14 protein-coding genes are annotated in these 22000 nt (G+C 73.0%); 9 read left to right on the forward strand and 5 right to left on the reverse strand.

The annotated features are described in order from the left end of the window. The 5 genes from LG634_RS31960 to LG634_RS31980 form a co-directional block, all read left to right on the forward strand. On the forward strand, positions 1-2175 hold a 2175-nt coding region (locus LG634_RS31960), incomplete at its 5' end, for an FtsK/SpoIIIE domain-containing protein (RefSeq protein ID WP_264203868.1). A gap of 183 nt (positions 2176-2358) precedes the next feature. Continuing rightward, a complete protein-coding gene (locus tag LG634_RS31965) occupies positions 2359-3708 on the forward strand; it encodes an ABC transporter substrate-binding protein (RefSeq protein WP_226739056.1) in 1350 nt (449 codons plus the stop codon). 4 nt (positions 3709-3712) lie between these two features. Next, entirely contained in the window at positions 3713-5014 is a 1302-nt protein-coding gene (locus LG634_RS31970) for an ABC transporter permease subunit (RefSeq protein WP_226739058.1), read from the forward strand. A gap of 38 nt (positions 5015-5052) precedes the next feature. After that, positions 5053-5925 (forward strand): carbohydrate ABC transporter permease, encoded by an 873-nt coding sequence (locus tag LG634_RS31975; RefSeq protein ID WP_226739096.1) that lies wholly within the window; start codon positions 5053-5055, stop codon positions 5923-5925. 94 nt (positions 5926-6019) lie between these two features. Further along, entirely contained in the window at positions 6020-8290 is a 2271-nt protein-coding gene (locus LG634_RS31980) for a bifunctional glycosyltransferase/CDP-glycerol:glycerophosphate glycerophosphotransferase (protein ID WP_226739060.1), read from the forward strand. A 45-nt stretch (positions 8291-8335) separates the two neighbouring features. Here the strand turns inward: LG634_RS31980 and LG634_RS31985 are convergent, their stop codons facing one another. Then, entirely contained in the window at positions 8336-8959 is a 624-nt protein-coding gene (locus LG634_RS31985) for a TetR/AcrR family transcriptional regulator (protein ID WP_226739062.1), read from the reverse strand. Between the two features lie 139 nt (positions 8960-9098). Between LG634_RS31985 and LG634_RS31990 the strand changes: the two genes are divergently transcribed. Then, entirely contained in the window at positions 9099-10052 is a 954-nt protein-coding gene (locus tag LG634_RS31990) for an ABC transporter permease (protein WP_443729025.1), read from the forward strand. After that, entirely contained in the window at positions 10045-10809 is a 765-nt protein-coding gene (locus tag LG634_RS31995) for an ABC transporter ATP-binding protein (protein WP_226739064.1), read from the forward strand. The genes LG634_RS31990 and LG634_RS31995 overlap by 8 nt, the downstream gene beginning before the upstream one ends. Positions 10810-10959: 150 nt before the next feature. Here the strand turns inward: LG634_RS31995 and LG634_RS32000 are convergent, their stop codons facing one another. The 3 genes from LG634_RS32000 to LG634_RS32010 form a co-directional block, all read right to left on the reverse strand. Beyond that, positions 10960-15963 carry an NAD-glutamate dehydrogenase gene (locus LG634_RS32000; RefSeq protein WP_226739066.1) on the reverse strand — a complete coding sequence of 1668 codons (5004 nt, stop codon included), beginning with the start codon at positions 15961-15963 and terminating at the stop codon, positions 10960-10962. A 368-nt stretch (positions 15964-16331) separates the two neighbouring features. Continuing rightward, positions 16332-17072 carry an HAD family hydrolase gene (locus LG634_RS32005; RefSeq protein WP_226739068.1) on the reverse strand — a complete coding sequence of 247 codons (741 nt, stop codon included), beginning with the start codon at positions 17070-17072 and terminating at the stop codon, positions 16332-16334. A 30-nt stretch (positions 17073-17102) separates the two neighbouring features. After that, on the reverse strand, positions 17103-17606 hold the full coding sequence (locus LG634_RS32010; RefSeq protein WP_226739069.1) for a DUF6912 family protein: 504 nt from the start codon (positions 17604-17606) through the stop codon (positions 17103-17105). Between the two features lie 259 nt (positions 17607-17865). Here LG634_RS32010 and LG634_RS32015 point away from each other — a divergent pair, with 259 nt between their 5' ends. Further along, the gene (locus tag LG634_RS32015) at positions 17866-18309 is read left to right on the forward strand and encodes an Rv3235 family protein (protein WP_372482530.1); all 444 of its coding nucleotides are present in this window, start codon (positions 17866-17868) and stop codon (positions 18307-18309) included. Between the two features lie 58 nt (positions 18310-18367). Here the strand turns inward: LG634_RS32015 and secA are convergent, their stop codons facing one another. Continuing rightward, positions 18368-21157: a preprotein translocase subunit SecA gene (gene secA, locus LG634_RS32020; RefSeq protein WP_226739071.1), complete on the reverse strand. Its 2790-nt coding sequence runs from the start codon at positions 21155-21157 to the stop codon at positions 18368-18370. Between the two features lie 228 nt (positions 21158-21385). Between secA and LG634_RS32025 the strand changes: the two genes are divergently transcribed. Further along, positions 21386-21958, forward strand: coding sequence for a GNAT family N-acetyltransferase (locus LG634_RS32025; protein ID WP_226739073.1), 573 nt, complete (start codon positions 21386-21388; stop codon positions 21956-21958). Positions 21959-22000 lie beyond the last annotated feature (42 nt).

Consider the following 22000-nt stretch of genomic DNA (forward strand, 5'->3'; position numbering starts at 1 on the left):
GTGCTCGGGGTTCCCGGGCAGGCGGCCGTCGGCGGTGCGGCGGCACAAGCAGAACCCGTGCCCGCCGCCGCCCCCCGCCGCGGGCTCGGGGCATGGGCACGTCGGCGCTTCGGGCGGGACGGCGGCGGGCCGGCGGTCGCCGCCGCGGAGGTCGTGGACGGCGGCGGGAGCGAAGCCGTGGCGGTGCCGGACGTCCGGCCGGACGCCGCCACGCTGCTGCTGACCGCGCTCGGGCCGGGTCCGCTGCTGTGGGAGCGCGGGCCGGAGCACGCGGACGCGTTCACCGTACGGCTCGGGCACGGGTGCGCGGTGTCGTTGCGCGGGACCGGCGCGCTGGGAGTGGCCGGGCCGCGGGCCCGGCTGCTGGGCCTGGCCCGGTGGACGGTCGCCCAGCTGGCGGCCCTGCACGCCCCGCAGGACCTGGAGCTGGTCCTGCTGGCCACCGACCGCGCCCGCCCGGCGGCCGAGCGCCGTACGGACTGGGCCTGGTTCGGCTGGCTGCCCCACGTGCGCCCGGCGCACGGCCAGGACTGCCGCCTGCTGCTCGCGTACGACAAGGACCAGGCGGCGGCCCGTACGGCCGAGCTGACCCGGCGTCTCGACGACGGCCCGCTCGGCCCCGGCTGGGCCTCGGCCGACCGGTCCGCGGTGGCCCGGGCGGCGGCCGCGTACCGCGGTCCGCGGACGGTCGTCGTCCTCGACGGCGACCCCGGACCGGGCCCGCTGCGGGACGCCGTGGCCCGGCTTGCCGTGCACGGTCCGGCCGTCGGCATCCATCTCCTCTGCCTGGCCGAGACCCCGGCCGCCTCCCCGGCCTCGCCGGTGTCCGACACGTACGAGGCGGCCTGCGCGGCCTCCCCCGCCTTCCGCGACTGCGGTACGGCCGCCCTGCTCAGCGGCGACGTGGCCACCGCCCTGCGGGTGCTGCCGGTGACCGGTGGGCGGCCCGCGGGGCACGGCGAGACCGTGACCGCGGACGCGGTGTCGGCCGCCTGGGCGGAGCGGTTCGCCCGGGCGCTGGCCCCGCTGCGCGCCGAGGGCGGCGAGGCAGGCCCGCAGCGGCCCGCCGCTGCGCTGCCGGCGACCGCCCGGCTGCTCGACGAACTGGGGCTGGCGCGGGCCACCCCGGCGTCGCTGATGGCCCGCTGGGCGGCCGCGACCGACGAGGGGCAGCAGGTCGGCGGACTGGCGGAGGTCGTGCTCGGCCGGGGGCGCGGCGGTCCGGTGGGGGCCGAACTGGTCGCCGACGGCCCGCACCTGCTGGTCGAGGGGCCGGCCGGCAGCGGCCGCACGGAGCTGCTGCGTACGGTCACGGCCTCGCTGGCCGCGGCCGCCCGGCCGGACCGGCTGGGCCTGCTGCTGGTCGACGGGGCCGGCGGGGACCGCGGTGAGGGCCTGCTGCCGTGTACCGAGCTGCCGCACGTGTCGGCGCACCTGGTGGCGTCGGACCCGGTGCGGATGCGGGAGTTCGCGCAGGCGCTGGGGGCGGAGCTGAAGCGGCGGGCGGAGCTGCTGGACGGAGTGCCGTTCGCGCAGTGGCATGCGCAGCGGGAGGTCGCGGGGCGGATGGTGGCTCCGCGGGCGCCGAGTGCGGCGGAGCTGCGCGGGGATCTGGACCCGCAGCGATCGGGGACGCTGCGGCTGCGGGCCGGGACGGCCCGTACCGAGCCGGCCGGGCAGCCGCCCCTGCCGCGGCTGGTGGTGGTCGTGGACGACTTCGACGCGCTGGTGGCGCCGGCGCTGGGCAGCCCCGGGAGGCCGGCGGCGGGCTCGGTGGTACGGGCGCTGGAGGCGGTGGCGCGGGATGGCGGGGCGGTGGGCGTGCATCTCGTGGCGGCGGCCGGGCGGGGGGACGAGGCGCGGCTGACGGGGCTGCGGGTGGAACTGGGGACGGGGGACGAGGCCGTGCCCGGGCGTGGTGTCCTGCACGGTGGCTCCGGCGGGCCGGGCGTTCCCTTCCAGGGTGGCCGGGTCACGGGCCGCATTCCGCGGACGGCGACGCTCCGCCCGACGGTGGTGCCGCTGGAATGGGAGCGGATGGGTGACCCTCCGGCTCGTCGGCCGGTCCGTGAGCTGGGCAATGGTCCGACGGACCTGGCGCTGCTTGCCAGTGCGCTGGATCGGGCCGCCGCCCTTGTCTCGGCCCCCACCGCCCCCTTTCCCCCGACCCCCTGAGGGGCCGGCCTCAATCGCCGGCGCGGCTCAAAGATCCGGGGCTCCGCCCCGCACCCCGCGCCTCAAACGCCGGCGGGGCTCAACATCCGCCCCGGGGTCGGATCGGGAGGCGGTATTGCGGGAGGCGGGGGCGCGGCGTATGCCTGAGGGACCGGAACCGGACGCGGCGACACGGGGGTGCCCATGCACGGCAGCACGGCACGACGAGCACGCACCTGGACGGCACTGGCGGTGGCCGGCGGCCTGGCGGCCACGGCCTGCGGGGGCGGCAAGACCGACGACCCCCCGGCGAAGACACCGGCCGCCACCGTCGAGTTACCCCGCCTGGACGGCGCAAAGGTCTCGGTGGCCGCCGTCTGGACCGGCCCCGAGCAGGCGAACTTCACCAAGGTCCTGGACGAGTTCGAGAAGCGGACGGGCGCCGACGTCTCCTTCGTCCCGGCCCAGGACCCCATCGTCACCTTCCTCGGCTCGAAGATCGCCGGCGGCCAGCCCCCGGACGTGGCCCTGCTCCCGCAGGCCGGCGCCCTGGTCCAGGCGGTCGAGAAGAAGTGGGCCCATCCCCTCGGCCCGGAGGCCCGCGCCCAGCTGGACGCCGGCTACGCCGACGGCTGGAAGAAGCTCGGCCAGGTCGGCGGCACCCCGTACGGCGTGTACTTCAAGGCCGCCAACAAGTCCCTGATCTGGTACAACACGGCCGCCTTCGAGAACGCCGGCGCCCGCGTCCCCACCACCTGGCAGGAGTTCCTGGCCACCGCCGACACCGTCTCGGCCTCCGGCACCGCCCCCGTCTCGGTCGGCGGCGCGGACGGCTGGACGCTGACGGACTGGTTCGAGAACGTCTACCTCTCCCAGGCCGGCCCCGAGCAGTACGACCGGCTGGCCCGGCACGAGATCAAGTGGACCGATCCCAGCGTGGCCGCCGCCCTGAAGACCCTCGGCGAGCTCTTCGGCCGCAAGGACTTCCTGGCGGGCGGTCAGACCGGCGCGCTGGCCACCGAGTTCCCGAAGTCGGTGACGCAGACCTTCACCGGTGGCGACCGCCCGGCCGCGGCCATGGTCTTCGAGGGCGACTTCGTCGCCGTCAACATCGCCGAGACCGGCGCGAAGATCGGCACGGACGCCAAGGTCTTCCCGTTCCCGAAGGTCGGCGCGAAGGCCCCGGTCGTCTCCGGCGGCGACGTGGCCGTGGCGCTGAAGCCGTCCAAGGGCGCCCAGGCCCTGCTCACCTTCCTGGCCTCCCCGGACGCGGCCACGGTCTGGGCCCGCCAGGGCGGCTTCCTCTCCCCCAACCGCAAGGTCGACCCGGCCGCCTACCCGAACGCCATCCAGCGGGACATCGCCAAGGCGCTGATCGCCGCCGGCGACGACTTCCGCTTCGACATGTCGGACCAGGCCCCGGCGGCGTTCGGCGGCACCCCGGGGGCCGGCGAGTGGAAGGCGCTCCAGGACTTCCTGAAGAACCCGCAGGACGTGGCCGGCACCCAGCAGCGGCTGGAGGCCGACGCCGCCAAGGCCTACGGAAAGAACTGATCCGGTGACCCCCGCCGGGTCGGAGCGCCGGCGCCGGAGGGCCGTCGCGGCGGCCTTCCTGCTGCCCGCGCTGGTGCTGCTGGGTGCGCTGGTGGTGTACCCGATCGGCTTCTCCGTCCACCGCAGCCTGTACGACCGTACGGGCGACCGCCCGGTCGGTCTCGACAACTACGCGGCGCTGCTGGACGACGCGGCGATCCGCACCGCGCTCGCGAACACCGCGGTCTGGGTGGTGCTGGCGCCTGCGGTGGCCACCGCCCTGGGCCTGGTGTTCGCGGTGCTGACCGAACGGGTCCGCTGGGGCACCGCGTTCAAGCTGGTGGTGTTCATGCCGATGGCGATCTCGATGCTGGCGGCGGGCATCGTCTTCCGGCTGGTGTACGAGCAGGACCCGGAGCGCGGGGTCGCGAACGCGGTGTGGGTGGGGGTGCACGACACGTTCGCCCCCGCGTCGGCGTTCCCGCGGGCCCGGCCCCGCCCGGACGCGGCCCTGCTGCCGGATCCGGGCGGCGGGTTCGTGACCCGTACGCCGGTCCGGGCGGGGGTACCGGTGCTGCTGCCGCTGGTCGGCGTACCCCCGGAGGCGCTGCCGGACGGGACCCGTCCGGCGCGGCCGGCCGCGGCCGAACCGGGCCGGGTGACGGGCACGGCCTGGCAGGACTTCACGCGGGGCGGCGGCGGCCGGCGGGACGCGGTGGACCCGGGCGAGCCGGGGTACGCGGGCATGCGGATCGAGGCGGTCCGGGACGGCACGGTGGTCGCGTCGGCGCGGGCCCGGCCGGACGGCACCTTCACCCTGCCGGCGGCCGCGGCCGGTGCGGTGCTGCGGCTGCCCGCGTCGAACTTCGCCGAGCCGTACGCGGGAGTGGCCTGGCTGGGTCCGACGCTGGTGACGCCGGCGGTGATCGGTGCGTACGTGTGGATGTGGGCGGGGTTCGCGATGGTGCTGATCGGGGCGGGACTGGCGGCGGTGCCGCGGGAGCTGCTGGAGGCGGCGCGGGTGGACGGGGCGAACGAGTGGCAGGTGTTCCGCCGGATCACGGTGCCGCTGCTGGCGCCGGTGCTGGCGGTGGTGCTGGTGACGCTGGTCATCAACGTGATGAAGATCTTCGACCTGGTGTTCGTGATCGCCCCGGGCTCGGTGCAGGACGACGCGAACGTGCTGGCGCTCCAGCTGTACCGGACCGCGTTCGGCCCGGACGCCGACCAGGGCGTGGGCTCGGCCATCGCGGTGCTGCTGCTGGTGCTGGTGGTGCCGGTGATGCTGTTCAACATCCGCCGGATGCGGAAGGAGGCCTCCCGGTGACCGGCCGGAAGCGGCAGGCAGCGACCCGGAAGCAGCCGGTGACCGGCCGGCCGCGGCCCGCGGGCGGCCGCACCGCCCGCCTGGCCGCCCGGGCCGGCGGCGGTGCCGTGCGGGTGTTCCTGGTGGCGGCCGCCCTGTTCTGGCTGCTGCCCACCCTCGGCCTGCTGCTGTCCTCGCTGCTCTCCTCCGCGGACCTGGCCGCCGGCGGCTGGTGGCAGGTGCTGGGCGCGCCGTCCCGGCTGACCGCCGGGAACTACACGGCGCTGCTGTCGGACGAGCACATCACGGGCTCGCTGCTGTCCACCGTGCTGATCACCGTGCCGGCCACGCTGCTGGTGCTGGTGCTGGGTGCGTTCGCCGGATACGCCTTCGCCTGGCTGGAGTTCCCGGGCCGGGACGCACTGTTCCTCGGGGTGGTGGCGCTGCTGGTGGTGCCGGTCCAGGTGGCGCTGATCCCGGTGTCCGAACTCTTCGGCGCGGTGGGCCTGTTCGAGACCACGGCCGGGGTGGTGCTGTTCCACACGGCCTTCGGGCTGCCGTTCGCGGTGTTCCTGCTGCGGAACTTCTTCGCGGGCATCCCGCGGGAGCTGCTGGAGGCGGCCCGGCTCGACGGCGCGGGCGAACTGCGGCTGTTCGCGCGGGTGGTGCTGCCGCTGGGCGGCCCGGCGCTCGCCTCGCTGGGCATCTTCCAGTTCCTGTGGGTGTGGAACGACATGCTGGTGGCGCTGGTGTTCGCCGACTCCTCGAACCCTCCGGTCACGGTCGCCCTCCAGCAGCAGGTACGGCAGTTCGGCAACAACATCGACGTGCTGGCGCCGGGCGCCTTCCTGTCGATGGCGGTGCCGCTCGTCGTGTTCTTCGCGTTCCAGCGGCAGTTCACCGCGGGGGTGATGGCCGGCGCGGTGAAGTGACGCTGCGTAACCCGGATGCCGCAACCTGCGTAACCCGGTGCCGGGTACGGGCGTTGCCGGGAAAAATATGCCCGCGCCCACCCCTGGATGTGACGTGCCCCGGTTCAGCGTCATCGTGCCCGCGTACAAGGTCCAGGCGTACCTCCAGGACAGTCTCGACTCGGTCCTGTCCCAGTCGTACCCCGATCTCGAACTGATCGCCGTGGACGACTGCTCCCCGGACGCCTGCGGATCGATCATCGACGCGTACGCGGCCCGAGATCCGCGGGTCACGGCCGTCCACCTGCCCCACAACGTGGGCCTGGGCCCGGCCCGCAACGCCGGGCTGGCCCGGGCCACCGGGGACTACCTGATCTTCCTGGACAGCGACGACGTCCTGGCGCCGGGCGCCCTGCGTGCCATCGACGACCGCCTCAAGGAGACCGGGGGCCCCGACGTCCTCGTCTACGACTACGCCCGGTCCTACTGGACCGGCGAGACCGTCCGCAACCAGCTCTCGCACCGCCTGCACGAGGACGGCCCGGTGTCCTTCCGTGCCGAGGACCGGCCGGCGCTCCTCGGCGTGCTGATGGTGGTCTGGAACAAGGCGTACCGGCGGGAGTTCGTCGAGCGCGAGGCCTTCGCCTTCCCGCCCGGCTACTACGAGGACACCCCGTGGACCGCGCCGGTGCTGCTGACCGCCGAGTCGGTCGCGGTGCTGGACCGGGTGTGCGTGCACTACCGGCAGCGCCGCACCGGCTCCATCATGACCACCGAGTCCCGCCGGCACTTCGACGTCTTCGACCAGTACGACCGGCTGTTCGCGTTCCTCGCGGAGCGGCCCGCGCTGGACCGCTGGCGGCCGCTGCTGTACCGGCGGATGGCCGACCACCACGCCCGGCTGCTCGCCTCCCGCGGGCGGCTGCCGCGCGGCACCCGCGGCGAGTACTTCCGGCGGGCCCGCGCCCAGCTGCGCCGCTACCGGGTGCGCGGCGCCGCCCCGGCCGCCGTGCCCCGGCTGCGGCACGCGGTGCTGCGGCTGGGCACCCACGGGATCTACCGGTCGCTGGCGGCCGTCCGGGCCGGGGCCCTGCGCTCCGGCCGCCGGCTGCGGGCGCTGGGCCGGGCGCTGTCCAAGGGGATGCTGCTGCTCCACTACCGGCTCCAGCGGATGCTGCCGCTCCGCCCGGATCTGGCGGTGTTCAGCGCGTACTGGCACGGCGGGTACGCGTGCAATCCGGCGGCCATCGAGGAGAAGGTGCGCGAGCTGGTGCCGCGGGTGCGGACCGCGTGGATCTGCGGGCCGGAGCACGAGGGCACGGTGCCGGCGCAGACCCGGCGGCTGCGGCCGGGCACCCGGGCCTATTGGACGGCGCTGGCCCGGGCCACGTACCTGGTCACGAACGTCAACTTCGACCGCGGTCTGGTCAAGCGCCCGGGCCAGGTCCTGGTGCAGACGCAGCACGGCACCCCGCTCAAGAGGGTGGGGCTGGACCTGCTGGACCGGCCGGCGGCGACCCCGACCACCGATTTCGCGGCCCTGCTGCACGGCGCCGACCAGTGGGACTTCCTGCTGTCGGCGAACCGGCACTCCACGCTGGTGTGGGAGAAGGCGCTGCCGTCCGCGTACACGACGCTGGAGTACGGCTACCCGCGCAACGACGTCTTCCAGCGGGCCGGCGCGGGCGAGGTGGCGGAGCTGCGGGAGCGGCTGGGCATCGCGCCCGGCACGACGGCGATCCTGTACGCGCCCACCCACCGCGACTACCGGCGCAGCCGCCCGGTGCACCTGGACTTCGAGCGGGTGCTGCGCGACCTGGGTCCGCGGTTCACGATCCTGACCCGCAGCCACCTCACGTACGGCGGCGGGCCGCTGAGCGAGGACGTGCACCCGCGGCTGATCGACGTGTCCGGGCACCCGTCGGTGGAGGAGCTGTGCCTGGCGTCCGACGCGCTGGTGACGGACTATTCGTCGCTGATGTTCGACTACGCCTCGCTGGACCGGCCGATCGTGATCCACGCGGACGACTGGGAGGCGTACGAGGCGGCCCGCGGCACGTACTTCGACCTGCGGGCGCAGCCGCCGGGGGCGATCGCCCGCACCGAGGACGAGCTGGTGGACATCTTCGCGACCGGCCACTGGCAGGGGTCGCGCTCGGCGCAGCTGCGGTCGGCGTTCCGGGCCCGGTTCTGCCAGTACGACGACGGGCACGCGGCGGAGCGGGTGGTGCGCCGGGTGTTCCTGGGGCAGAGCACGGGCCTGCCGGAGTTCGTCCCGCTGGAGGACCGCCGGCCGGCTCCGGCGGCGCCGGCGGGCGGTCCGGCGGCGGGGGCCCCTGCGCAGCGGCGCGGGCTGCGCGGCTTCGACCGGCTCACGCTGGACTGAGCGGGCGGCGGGCTCGGGCCTGCTCGGGGCCTGATCGGGGCCGGTTCAGGGCCGGGCGGCCGCCAGGCCGGCGGCGGCGGCGCGGGCGAGGTCGTCGAGGTAGCCGTCGGGCAGGTCGCCGCGGACGACGACGAGCCGCCAGTAGAGCGGGCCGATGACGAGGTCGAGGGCGCGTTCCGGGTCGGTGTCCGCGGGCAGTTCGCCGCGGGCGGCGGCGGCCCGGACCACCTCGCCGGCGATCTCGGTCTCGCTGCGCAGCAGGACGTCCCGTACGGTCTGGGCGATCTCCGGGTTGCGGGCCGCCTCGACGAGCAGGTCGGGGATCACCTGGGAGGCCACCGGGTGGCGCAGCACGTGGGCCATGACCTCCAGGAGGGCGCGCAGGTCGCCGTGCAGGGAGCCGGTGTCGGGGGCGGGCAGGCCCTGCACGGCGAAGGCGGACACCAGGTCGAGGACCAGGTGCAGCTTGGAGCGCCAGCGGCGGTACACGGCGGTCTTGCCGACGCCGGCCCGGCGGGCGACGGCCTCGATCGACATCCGGGAGAAGCCGACGGCGGCGAGTTCCTCGAAGACGGCCGCGCGGATCGCCTCGGTGACGTCCTCCCGCAGGACGGCGGCCCCGGCGGGGGCGCGGCGCGGGCCGGGCGGCGGGGTGGCGTCGGTCGTCATGGACCGAGCATACCGGGCGGTCACGTCACGACGATACGGTTGCGTTCCGACGTACCGGCATCCTAGTCTCGGCGTTGCGACGATACGGTTCCGTCCCGTCGTCGTGCCTCCGTCCGTGCCCCCGTCGAAAGCGACCCCCGTGAGCGTGACGACCGCACCCGCACCGTCCCGGACCGGCCCGCCCCCCGTGCCGACCGCCGCCGAGTTCGCCGCCCGCCCCGTCTCCGCGGAGGCGGCCCGGCTGGCCGCGGCCCACGGCCTGAGCCGGAGCGGGGCCCGCCCGGGGCTCGGCGCGTACACCCGGCAGCTGTGGGGGCGGCGGCAGTTCGTCACCGCCTTCGCCTCGGCCAGGATGAGCGCCACGTACAGCACGGCCCGGCTGGGCCAGGTCTGGCACCTGATGACCCCGCTGCTGAACGCGGCCGTCTACTACTTCATCTTCGGCATCGTCCTCAGCCAGAGCCGGCACACCCCGCAGTTCATCCCGTACCTGGTCACGGGCGTGTTCGTGTGGGACTTCTTCAGCAGCGCGCTGAACTCCGGCACCCGGGCGGTCTCCGGGAACCTCGGCCTGGTCCGGGCCCTGCAGTTCCCGCGGGCCGCACTGCCGCTGTCCACGGTGGTGCAGCTGTTCCAGCAGCTGATGGTCACCATGGGCGCGCTGCTGATGCTGCTGCTGGTGTTCGGGCAGCGGCCGCGCATGTCGTGGCTGCTCGCGCTGCCGGCACTGCTGCTGCTCGCCGTGTTCTGCGCGGGCTGCGCCCTGGTGATGGCCCGGATCGGGAGCCGGCTGCCGGACGTCAGCCAGCTGATGCCGTTCGTGCTGCGGACCTGGATGTACTTCTCCGGCGTCATGTGGAACATCGGCGCCACCCTTCAGAGCCGGCAGCTGCCGGAGTTCGTGGCCGCCGCCTTCCAGTGGAACCCGGTCGCGCTCTACATCGACCTGATGCGGTTCGCGCTGCTCGACAGCTTCCACCGCGGGCAGCTCCCCCACCACGCCTGGCCGCTGGCCGCCGGCTGGGCGCTGCTGGCCGGGATCGGCGGGTACGTGTACTTCTGGCGGGCCGAGGAGGTGTACGGGCGTGGCTGAGCGGATCCCCACCGTCATCGCGGACGACGTCCACGTCGTGTACAAGGTGCAGGGCGCCGGGGGCGGCCGGGGCAGTGCCACGTCCGCGCTGAGCCGGATCTTCTCCCGGAAGACGGTGCCGGGCGTGCGGGAGGTGCATGCGGTGCGGGGGGTCTCGTTCACCGCGTACCGGGGCGAGGCCATCGGGCTGATCGGCTCGAACGGCTCCGGAAAGTCCACCCTGCTGAAGGCGATCGCCGGGCTGCTGCCGGCCGCCGGCGGCCGCGTCTACACCGACGGGCAGCCGTCGCTGCTGGGCGTGAACGCGGCGCTGATGAACGATCTGACGGGGGAACGGAACGTCCTGCTGGGCGGGCTGGCGATGGGCATGTCGCGGCGCGAGGTCCAGGAGCGGTACGAGGAGATCGTCGAGTTCTCCGGGATCAACGAGAAGGGGGACTTCATCGGGCTGCCGATGCGGACGTACTCGTCGGGGATGGCGGCCCGGCTCCGCTTCTCCATCGCGGCGGCGAAACGGCATGACGTGCTGATGATCGACGAGGCGCTGGCCACGGGTGATGCGCGTTTCCAGCGCCGCAGTCAGCGCCGTATCGCCGAGCTCCGCGCTTCGGCGGGCACGGTCTTCCTGGTCAGCCACACCCTGGCCACGATCCGCGAGACGTGCACGCGGACCCTCTGGCTGGAGTCCGGCACCCTCCGCATGGACGGCCCCACCGCCGAGGTCTGCGACGCCTACGCCGCCGCGACCGCTGCCTGACCCCTTGGGGCTCCGCCCCGAACCCCGCTCCTCAATCGCCGGAGGGGCTTGATTTCCCCCGCCGGCGTTTGAGGCGCGGACGCGGGAAGGGGCCCGCACCAGCGATGTGGTGCGGGCCCCTTCCGCGGGGTCGGGGCGGAGCCCCGTGAATCAGCTGTGCGTGCGCAGGAGGGTGCGCATCGTCCGCATGGCGACCGACAGGTTCGCGAGGTCGAAGTCGTCCGACCCCTGGATCTCCTCCAGCGTGGTCCGCGCCCGCCCGATGATCGCCGCGTTCCGCTCCTCCCACGCCGCAAACCTCTGCTCCGGCGTGGAGCTGCCGTTCCCGACCGCCAGCACGTCGGACGTCAGCCCGGCGTGCGCGGCGAACAGGTCCTCACGGATGGACGCCCGTGCCATCGACTGCCACCGGTCCGCACGCGGCAGATCGATGATCCGGTCCATCAGCTGCGTGATGGACAGCCGGTCCGCCAGGTCGTAGTAGACCTCGGCCACGTCCAGCGCGTCCTTGCCGGTCCGGTCCGCGATCGCCACGATGTCCAGCGTCGGGAACGCCGACGAGAAGCCTGCCACCTTCGCCGCCAGCTCGTCCGGCACGCCCTCACCGGTCAGCTCGTCGAGGACCTGCTGGTACCACTCCAGGTCCGCCCCGCGCACCAGCTTCGGCAGCTCGGCCCAGACCTGCGCCACCCGCTCGCTGAAGAACCCGATGGTCTCGGTGATCTGCAGCGGCTGCGGCCGGTTGTTGAGCAGCCAGCGCGTACCGCGCTCGACCAGCCGCCGCGAGTGCAGCCGGATCCGGGTCTGGACGTCCGCCGGGACCTGGTTGTCCAGCGCCTCGACCGCGTCCCACACCTCGGCCAGTCCGAAGATCTCGCGGGCCGCGAGCTGGGCCCGCACGATCTCCTCCAGCGACGCCCCGGTCTCCTCGCGCAGCCGGTGCAGCAGCGTCGAACCACCGGTGTTGACGGTGTCGTTGACCAGCAGCGTCGTGATGATCTCGCGGCGCAGCGCGTGGCTCTCGATCTGCTCGGGGAACCGGTCCCGCAGCGCCTGCGGGAAGTACGCGTGCAGCAGCCCGCGCAGGTACGGGTCGTCCGGCAGCCCGGTGACGATCAGCTCGTCCGCCGTCGTGATCTTCGTGTACGCGAGGAGCACGGCCAGCTCGGGCTGGGTGAGGCCCCTGTTGCTGTTGAGCAGCTCGCGGATCTGCCGGTCGTTCGGCAGGAACTCCAGCGCCCGGTCCAGCTGCCCGTCCCGGCCGAGGCGGCGCATGAAGCGCTGCTGCGCGTGGAGCAGGCTGGCGGACTGGGCGGCACCGTTGGCCAGGGCGGTGTTCTGCGCGTAGTTGTTGCGCAGCACCAGCCGGCCGACCTCGTCGGTCATGTCGGCGAGCAGCTTGTTGCGCTGCTTGACCGTCATGTCGCCGTCGGCGACGACCGCGTTGAGCAGGATCTTGATGTTCACCTCGTGGTCGGAGGTGTCCACGCCCGCGCTGTTGTCGATGGCGTCGGTGTTGACCCGGCCGCCGTGGTGCGCGAACTCGATCCGGCCCAGCTGGGTCAGGCCGAGGTTGCCGCCCTCGCCGACCACCTTGGCCCGCAGGTCGGCGCCGTTGACGCGGATGGCGTCGTTGGCCTTGTCGCCGACCTCGGCGTGGGTCTCCGCGGTGGCCTTGACGTACGTGCCGATGCCGCCGTTCCACACCAGGTCGACCGGAGCGGTGAGCACGGCCTGCATCAGCTCGGCCGGGGTCATCTTGGAGACGCCGGCCTCGATGCCGAGGGCCTCCCGGATCTGGGCGTTGAGCGGGATGGACTTCGCCGTGCGCGGGTGGATCCCGCCGCCCGCGGAGAGCAGCGAGGTGTCGTAGTCGGCCCACGAGGAGCGCGGCAGCTCGAACAGGCGGCGGCGCTCGGCGTACGAGGTGGCCGCGTCCGGGTTCGGGTCGATGAAGATGTGCCGGTGGTCGAAGGCGGCGACCAGGCGGATGTGCTCGGAGAGCAGCATGCCGTTGCCGAAGACGTCGCCGGACATGTCGCCGACGCCGACGACGGTGAAGTCCTCGGTCTGGGTGTCGTGGCCCAGCTCGCGGAAGTGCCGCTTGACGGACTCCCAGGCGCCGCGGGCGGTGATGCCCATGCCCTTGTGGTCGTAGCCTGCGGAGCCGCCGGAGGCGAACGCGTCGCCCAGCCAGAAGCCGTACGACTCGGCGACGCCGTTGGCGATGTCGGAGAAGGTCGCGGTGCCCTTGTCGGCGGCGACGACGAGGTAGGTGTCGTCCTCGTCGTGACGGACCACGTCCTGCGGCGGCACGACCTCGCCGCCGACCATGTTGTCGGTGATGTCGAGCAGCGCCGAGATGAAGATCTTGTACGAGGCGATGCCCTCGGCGAGCCAGGCGTCGCGGTCCACCGACGGGTCCGGCAGGTTCTTGGCGACGAAGCCGCCCTTGGCGCCGACCGGGACGATGACGGTGTTCTTCACCATCTGCGCCTTGACCAGGCCGAGGATCTCCGTACGGAAGTCCTCGCGGCGGTCGGACCAGCGCAGACCGCCGCGGGCGACCTTGCCGAAGCGCAGGTGGACGCCCTCGACGCGCGGGGAGTACACCCAGATCTCGAACGCCGGGCGCGGGGCCGGCAGGTCCGGGATGGCCTGCGGGTCGAACTTCATCGACACGTAGGAGTGCAGCTCGCCCGCGGCGTTCTTCTGGAAGAAGTTGGTGCGCAGGGTGGCCTTGATGACGGTGAGGAAGGAGCGCAGGATGCGGTCCTCGTCGAGCGAGGCGACCTGGTCCAGGGCCCCGTCGAGCTCCTCCAGCATGGCGTCGATCAGCTCGGTGCCCGCGGCCTGGCGGCCCGGGGACATCCGCGCCTCGAAGAGGGAGACCAGCAGCCGGGTGGTGTGGACGTTGTTGCGGAGGGTGTCCTCCATGTAGTCCTGGCTGAAGGTGGAGCCGGCCTGGCGCAGGTACTTGGCGTAGGCGCGCAGCACCACGGCCTGGCGCCAGGTCAGCCCGGCGCCGAGGACCAGGCTGTTGAAGTTGTCGTTCTCCGCCTCGCCCTGCCAGACGGCCGCGAAGGCGTCCTGGAAGCGCTCGCGGGCGTCGTCGCCGAGGTCGCCGTTGCCGGAGCCGGCCGGCATGCGCAGGCCGAAGTCGTAGATCCAGGCCTGGGCGCGGTCGGCGCAGCGCAGCTCGTACGGGCGCTCGTCGGTGACCTCGACGCCGAGGCGGTGGAGGACCGGGAGGACCGCGGAGAGGGAGACCTGGTCGCCCTGACGGTAGATCTTGAAGCGGCGCTCGCCGGGGCCTGCGTTGACCGGCTCGTAGAGGGAGAGCGCGAAGTCGCGGTCGGAGGCCTTGAGGCGCTCGACGTGGACCAGGTCGGCGACGGCCGCGCGCGGCGAGTGGTCGCCCTTGTAGCCCTGCGAGAAGGCGTCGCCGTAGCGGCGCATCATCTCGGCGGCGCGCTCCTCGCCGAGTTCGGCGACGAGGGCTTCCTGGAAGCCGTCGGACCACGAGCGGGCGGCCTCGACCAGGCGGTTCTCGACGCGCTCGGCGTCGGCGTCGGTCAGGTCGGGCAGCTCGGTGCCCTGCGGGACGCGGACGACGAAGTGGATGCGGGACAGGACGGACTCGGTGTTCCAGGCGGTGAAGTCGACGCTGGTGCCGCCGAGTTCCTCGCGCAGGATGTCCATCAGGCGGAGCCGGACGGCGGTGGTGAACCGGTCGCGGGGCAGGTAGACGAGGGCCGAGTAGTAGCGGCCGTACTCGTCCTGGCGCAGGTAGAGCCGCAGCCGGCGGCGCTCCTGGAGGTACAGGACGGAGGTGACGGTCTCGCGGAGCTTGTCGACCGGGGTCTGGAACAGCTCGTCGCGCGGGTAGGTCTCCAGGATCTGGAGCAGGTCGCGGCCGTCGTGGCTGGACGGCGCGAAGCCGGCGCCTTCGAGGACCTCGGCGACCTTGCGGCGGATGACCGGGACGCGGCGGACGGACTCGGTGTACGCGGCCGAGGAGAACAGGCCGAGGAAGCGGCGCTCGCCGACGACGTTGCCCTCGGCGTCGAACTTCTTGACGCCGACGTAGTCGAGGTACGAGGGGCGGTGCACGGTGGCGCGGCTGTTGGCCTTGGTCAGGACGAGCAGCTTGTGCTCGCGGGCCTTGGCGCGGGCGTCGGCCGGCAGCCGGTTGAAGGACGGCGAGACGGGGTGGCCGTGGTGGCCCTCGTCCTCGCTGTGCTGCGGGTCGGAGCGCAGGATGCCGAGGCCGGTGCCGGGGACGGCCGCGAGGGCGTCGCCGTCGACGAGGTTGTACTCGCGGAAGCCGAGGAAGGTGAAGTGGTCGTCGGAGAGCCAGCGCAGCAGCTCCCGGGCCTCTTCCAGCTCGTACGGGAGCAGGTCGGGGGCGGTGGGCTCGTCGGGCAGGCCCTCGGCGATGCGCAGCGCGGCCTCGCGCATCTTCTCCCAGTCCTCGACGGCCTCGCGGACGTCGGACAGGACGCGCAGCAGGTCGACGGTGATCTGCTTGAGATCGGCCTTGTCGGTCTCGCGGTCGGTCTCGACGTGGATCCACGACTCGACGACGGCGTCGTGCGGGCGCTCGGTGGCGGCGCCGAGTCGGCCCTGCGCGCCGGAGGCGCTCAGCTCGGGGTGGCGGTCGGGCGACGGGTGGGCGCAGTCCGGGCCGAGGATCTCGATGAGCTTGCCGGTGACGTCGCGGCGGACGACGACCTGCGGGTGGATCACCACGTGGATGCCGCGGCCCTGGCGGGACAGCTCGTTCGTGACCGAGTCGACGAGGAACGGCATGTCGTCCGTGACCACCTCGACGACGGAGTGGCTGGAAGTCCAGCCGTTCTCCTCGACGGTCGGGGTGTGGACGCGCACGTTCGCGGTGCCCTGCGGGCGGACCTCGGCGAGCCGGTAGTGCGAAAGGGCTGCTCCGAAGACGTCGTCGGGGTCCCGCCCGACCAGGTCTTCGGGAGCGGTGTGCAGGTAGTAGCGCTGGAGGTAGGACAGCACGGTGTCCTGGTCGGGACCCCCGGCCTTTTCGGACCCAGTCGGAAGTAGCCCCCCGGCCGGGCTGTTCTCAGCTACCCGGGCAGCCCGTGCGAGCAGCTCGGCCTTTGCTTCGTCCAGCTTGGTCTGCATGTCCTCATGGCTCCTGTCGCGCGCCGTTGCGTGACGTAGGTGAAGGAAGGAACGACGTAGCGCCGCGACGCGGGGTGTCCGGTGTCGGTGCCGACGCTATGCCGTAAAAGGAAAACGCCGGAACAGTTTCAGCCAAGATCGACTTCCTTGGCAGGCTGCCCCGGCGGAGGGAACCAGCGGCGGCCCGGGCACGGAAGTGCGCCGGGCGCAGGCCGGGGGCTTCGGCGCCCCCGATGGATATCGCGCTGATCACGGGTCAAGGCTATCCCCACCTCCCCCGTCCGCGTCATGAGCTGTATGTGTACAAAACATGGGGGGTAACTTTGACACTCTGGACAGCGACGCGGGACCCGCGCGCACTCCAGTGACTATTGAGCCAGTTCCCACGCGGTGTGGACGGCTTCCGCGAGGGTGTCCACGACCGGAACACCCGCCGCCGAGAGACTGCGCCGACTGTGTGAGCCGCCGGTGTACAGGACCGCCCTGGCGCCCACGTGCGCGGCCGCGAGGGCGTCGTCGACCGCATCCCCGATGAGGACGGTACGGGTCGCCTCGACGCCCGTCATGGCCTCCAGGTGGCGCACCAGGTGCCCGGCCTTGGTGGTGTGCGAGGGCCCGGTGCGGCCGTCGACGCGGACGAAGTGGTGGTCGATGCCGTGGGTGCGCACCAGCGGCACCAGCCTCTCGTGCGGCGCCAGGGAGAGCAGCGACTGGGTGCGCCCGGCGCCCTGCCAGTCCCGCAGCAGCTCGCGGGCCCCGTCGGTCAGCCCGGTGTCCTCGGCGCACGCCCAGTAGTGCCGGTGGAAGACGTCGTCCATGACGAGCCACTCGGCCTCGGTGGGCATCCGGCCGAGCAGCCGCTCGTAGAACTTCGGGACGGGTACGCAGTACAGCTCGCGGTAGCGCTCCAGGGTGATCGGCGCCAGGCCGAGCTCCGCGAAGGAGGCGTTCGTCGCTTCGATCACCGCGTGGATGTCGTGGAGCAGCGTGCCGTTCCAGTCCCACACGATGTGCGGTGCGGTCACCCCTGCGGTGGTGCCCTCGTCCGTGCCCTCGCCCGTGCCGTCGCCCGTGCCGTCGCCCGTGCCGTCGTCTATCCCCGTGCGCATGGGTCGACGGTACCCGCTCCGGCCGGCGGTTCAGCCGCCGATCAGGTTGGGGATCTCCTGGACGCCGTACCAGAGCAGCTCGTGGTCCTCGGCTGCGTCCACGGTGTCCTGGGCCTTGGCGTCGCCCCCGGCGGCGGCCGGCACGGCGGCCGCGGCGGCGCTCACGTCCGGCCCGGCGTCGTCGGCGTCGGCGTGCACCGCGCCCGCGGCGGTCAGCCGCACGTCGCCGGCGACGGCCACCCGGCCCAGGCTCGCCTCGTCCGAGGCGGGCTCCGGGGTGACGGACCGGTCGGCGACGTCCACGGCCAGCACGACCCGGCGGCGGGCGGCCGCGGGGTCCTCGGCGAGCAGCTGCAGCGAGGCGAGCGCGGCGCGGCCCAGGGCGGCGTACTCCAGCTCCTCGATGTCGTCCGAGCCCAGCCACTCGCGCAGCGCGGGGGTGACCGCGTAGGCGCGCAGCGGGGCCGGGCCCAGCTCGCCCGACCGGTGCACCTCGGCGAGGGCGGGCAGGGTCAGGGGGACGTACACGCGCATGGCCGGCTGCTTTCCGTAGTCGGGAACGCCCTCAGGATACGGCCGCCGGTCCCCCTTCGGGCCGTTGGGCCCGTTCCCGCCCCCGTCCACCACCGCCCGGCGGCCCGGGCCCCTGACCTGGGGCGTCGTCCGAGGCGTCACCCGGATAGGTGGAGTCAGAGGCTCCGGTGGGGGCCGGTTACGGACCGTTGCGGGCCCTCCGGAGCCCCCGTAACAAGATCCCCGACCACGTTACCGACCGGTAAGCGAAGGGGATCGCATGACCAGCACCATGACCGCCCCGACCAGGCGGCCCGCCCGCGGCACGGCCGGCACCCGGCCCGCACCCGCGGGCCGCCGCGACCGGCGCCGGCCGCCGGCCGGTCCGCGCACCCCGCGCCGGCCCACGCCCCAGCACTGGTTCGCGGAACGGCTGCTCGCCGTGCTCAGCGGCCGCCGCCCGGTGCACTGGATGCTCGGCCACACCATCGGCGAGGCGTACGAGCAGCTGGTCGAGCTGGCCCCCGGCAGCCCGCTGGGCCCGGCCGGGCAGGCCGGCCCGCTGCTGCGGCACTGCGACGCCCGCGAGCCCGCCGACGGCGTCCTCGAAGCGTTCGCCCGCATCGCGAACGGCGGCCGGCTCGCCGCCATGGCCTTCCGCCTGGAGCAGGGCCGCGACCAGCGCTGGCGGTGCGCCGCCGTCGAGATCGGCCCCCGCCCGTGACCGCCGCCCGCCGCCCGCGGGACGGCCGGGCGGGCGCGCGCCCTCGGGCGCGGTTCCGCTACTTCTTGCGGCGGCGGCCGCCGGCGGCCTTCTGCGCCTTGCGGCGCTCGGCGCGGGTCAGGCCGTCGCCCTCGGGCAGGCCGTCCTCGAAGTCGCCCTCGACGACACCGCCCTCGCCGTCCACGGTCGGCGCGGAGAAGTGCAGGCGGTCGGGGCGCTGCGGGGCGTCCAGCCCCTTGGCGCGGATCTCCGGACGGGCCGCCGGGATCGCGTCGTCCTTCGTCAGCGAGGGCGCCACCGGGACCTCCTCGACCTGCTGCTCGACCTGGACCTCCAGGTTGAACAGGTAGCCGACGGACTCCTCCTTGATGCCCTCCATCATGGCGTTGAACATGTCGAAGCCCTCGCGCTGGTACTCGACCAGCGGGTCCTTCTGCGCCATGGCCCGGAGGCCGATGCCCTCCTGGAGGTAGTCCATCTCGTAGAGGTGCTCACGCCACTTGCGGTCGAGGACCGACAGCACCACGCGGCGCTCCAGCTCGCGCATGATGTCGGAGCCGAGCTGCTTCTCGCGCTCCTCGTACTGCTCGTGGATGTCGTCCTTGACGGACTCCGCGATGAACTCGGAGGTGATGCCGGCGCGGTCGCCCGCGGCCTCCTCCAGCTCGTCCACCGTGGCCTTGATCGGGTAGAGCTGCTTGAACGCGCCCCACAGCCGGTCCAGGTCCCACTCCTCCGCGAAGCCCTCGACCGTCTCGGCCGCGATGTACGCGTCGATGGTGTCGTCCATGAAGAAGCGCACCTGCTCGTGCAGGTCCTCGCCCTCCAGGACGCGGCGGCGCTCGCCGTAGATGACCTCGCGCTGGCTGTTGAGGACCTCGTCGTACTTCAGGACGTTCTTGCGGGTCTCGAAGTTCTGGGTCTCGACCTGCGACTGGGCGGACGCGATGGCGCGGGTGACCATCTTGTTCTCGATCGGCACGTCGTCCGGGACGTTGGCCATCGCCATGACGCGCTCGACCATCTGGGCCTTGAACAGGCGCATCAGGTCGTCGCCCAGCGACAGGTAGAAGCGGGACTCGCCGGGGTCGCCCTGACGGCCGGAGCGGCCGCGCAGCTGGTTGTCGATACGGCGGGACTCGTGGCGCTCGGTGCCCAGGACGTACAGGCCGCCGAGCTCCTTGACCTCTTCGAACTCGGCCTTCACGGCCGCCTCGGCCTTCGCGAGCGCCTCGGGCAGGGCGTGCGCCCACTCCTCGATGTGCTCCTCGGGGTCGAGGCCGCGCTGGCGCAGCTCGGCCTCGGCGAGGTCGTCCGGGTTGCCGCCGAGCTTGATGTCCGTACCACGGCCGGCCATGTTCGTGGCGACCGTGACCGCGCCGCGGCGGCCCGCCTGGGCGACGATCGTGGCCTCGCGCTCGTGGTGCTTGGCGTTGAGGACCTCGTGCGGGATGCCGCGCTTGGAGAGCTGCTGCGAGAGGTACTCGGACTTCTCGACCGAGGTGGTGCCGACCAGGATCGGCTGGCCCTTCTCGTGCTTCTCCGCGATGTCGTCGACGACCGCCGCGAACTTGGCGACCTCGGTGCGGTAGATGAGGTCGGGCTGGTCCTTGCGCTGCATCGGCCGGTTCGTCGGGATCGGCACGACGCCCAGCTTGTAGATCTGGTGGAACTCGGCGGCCTCGGTCATGGCCGTACCGGTCATGCCGGACAGCTTCGAGTAGAGGCGGAAGAAGTTCTGGAGGGTGATCGTGGCGAGGGTCTGGTTCTCGTCCTTGATGTCCACCCCTTCCTTCGCCTCGATCGCCTGGTGCATGCCCTCGTTGTAGCGGCGGCCGGCGAGGATACGGCCGGTGTGCTCGTCGACGATCATGACTTCGCCGTCGATGACGACGTAGTCCTTGTCCTTCTTGAACAGTTCCTTCGCCTTGATGGCGTTGTTCAGGTAGCCGACGAGCGGGGTGTTGACCGACTCGTAGAGGTTGTCGATGCCGAGCCAGTCCTCGACCTTGGCGACACCGGCCTCGTGGATGCCGACGGTGCGCTTCTTCTCGTCGACCTCGTAGTCGCCGGTCTCCTCGATGCCCTTGAGGGGCTGACCGGGCTCGCCCTTGGTGAGGCGGGTGACCAGCTTGGCGAAGTCGCCGTACCACTTGGTGGCCTGGTCGGCCGGGCCGGAGATGATCAGCGGGGTACGGGCCTCGTCGACGAGGATCGAGTCGACCTCGTCGACCACGGCGAAGTTGTGACCGCGCTGGACCAGCTCGTCCTTCGACCACGCCATGTTGTCGCGCAGGTAGTCGAAGCCGAACTCGTTGTTCGTGCCGTACGTGATGTCGCAGGCGTACTGCTCGCGGCGCTGCGCCGGGGACATGTTGGCCAGGATGCAGCCGATGGACAGGCCCAGGAACTTGTGGACGCGGCCCATCATCTCGGAGTCGCGCTCGGCCAGGTAGTCGTTCACCGTGATGAGGTGGACGCCCTTGCCGGACAGCGCGTTCAGGTAGGCCGGCAGCGTGCCGACGAGGGTCTTGCCCTCACCGGTCTTCATCTCGGCGACGTAGCCGAGGTGCAGCGCGGCACCACCCATGATCTGGACGTCGTAGTGGCGCTGGCCCAGGACGCGCTTGGCGGCCTCGCGGACCGTGGCGAACGCCTCGGGCAGCAGGTCGTCCAGGCTCTCGCCGTTCTGGTAGCGCTCCTTGTACTCGTCCGTGAGCGCCCGCAACTCGGCGTCGGAGAGGTTGACGAAGTCCTCTTCGATGGAGTTGACCTGGTCCGCGATGCGGTGCAGTTTGCGCAGGATCTTGCCTTCGCCTGCACGCATGAGCTTGGTGAGGACGGACACTGAGGCTGGTCTCCTTGCCGGTCGGGCCTGGCACTGGTTCGTACACGGGCACGGCAGGGGTGCCCCACCGCAACGGCCATCGTAAGCGAGGACCCGGTCAAGCCGGGAGGTCTGCCGTGGCCCCGGGGCTGCTGCCACCCGGAATGAGAACGTACGGGGCCTCGGGAAGGTGCCGGTGTTCACGAAAACTGTTGGCCCGGCCCCGCCGCGGCGCACCAGAATCCGTTCATGGAGCCCCTCACTCTCAGCACCGAACGCCTCGTCCTGCGTCCGTGGCGCCCCGACGACGCCGACGCCGTCCACCGGGCCTGCCAGGACCCGGACATCCAGCGCTGGACCCTGGTCCCCTCGCCGTACGACCACTCCCACGCACAGGACTGGACCGGCAGGCTCGCCCCGGCCGGCTGGGCGGACGACACGCAGTACTCCTTCGCCGTCTGCCTCGCCGGGACCGGCGTCCCGGTCGCGGCCGCCGGCGTGCACGTGCACGGGCCCCTGAAGTTCGAGATCGGCTACTGGACCGCGAAGGAGCACCGCGGCAACGGCTACATGTCCGAGGCCGTGCTCCGCATCGCCCACTGGGTCTTCACCGACCTGGGCGCCGGACGCCTGGAGTGGCGGGCCGAGGTGGGCAACGCGGCCTCCCGCGCGGTCGCCGAGAAGTGCGGCTTCCGGATGGAGGGCGTGCTGCGGGCCGCGCTGCCGCAGCGCGGGACCTGGCGGGACGCCTGGGTGGGTGGCCTGCTCCCCTCCGACCTGGGCCTCCCGTCCCGGGTGCCGTACCTGCCTGCGCCGGCCTGACCGGGCCGCCGGACGGGCCCCGGGGGCTTGTCCGGCGGGCGT

The sequence above is a fragment of the Streptomyces bambusae genome, assembly GCF_020532645.1.
Taxonomy (GTDB): Bacteria; Actinomycetota; Actinomycetes; order Streptomycetales; family Streptomycetaceae; genus Streptomyces; species Streptomyces bambusae.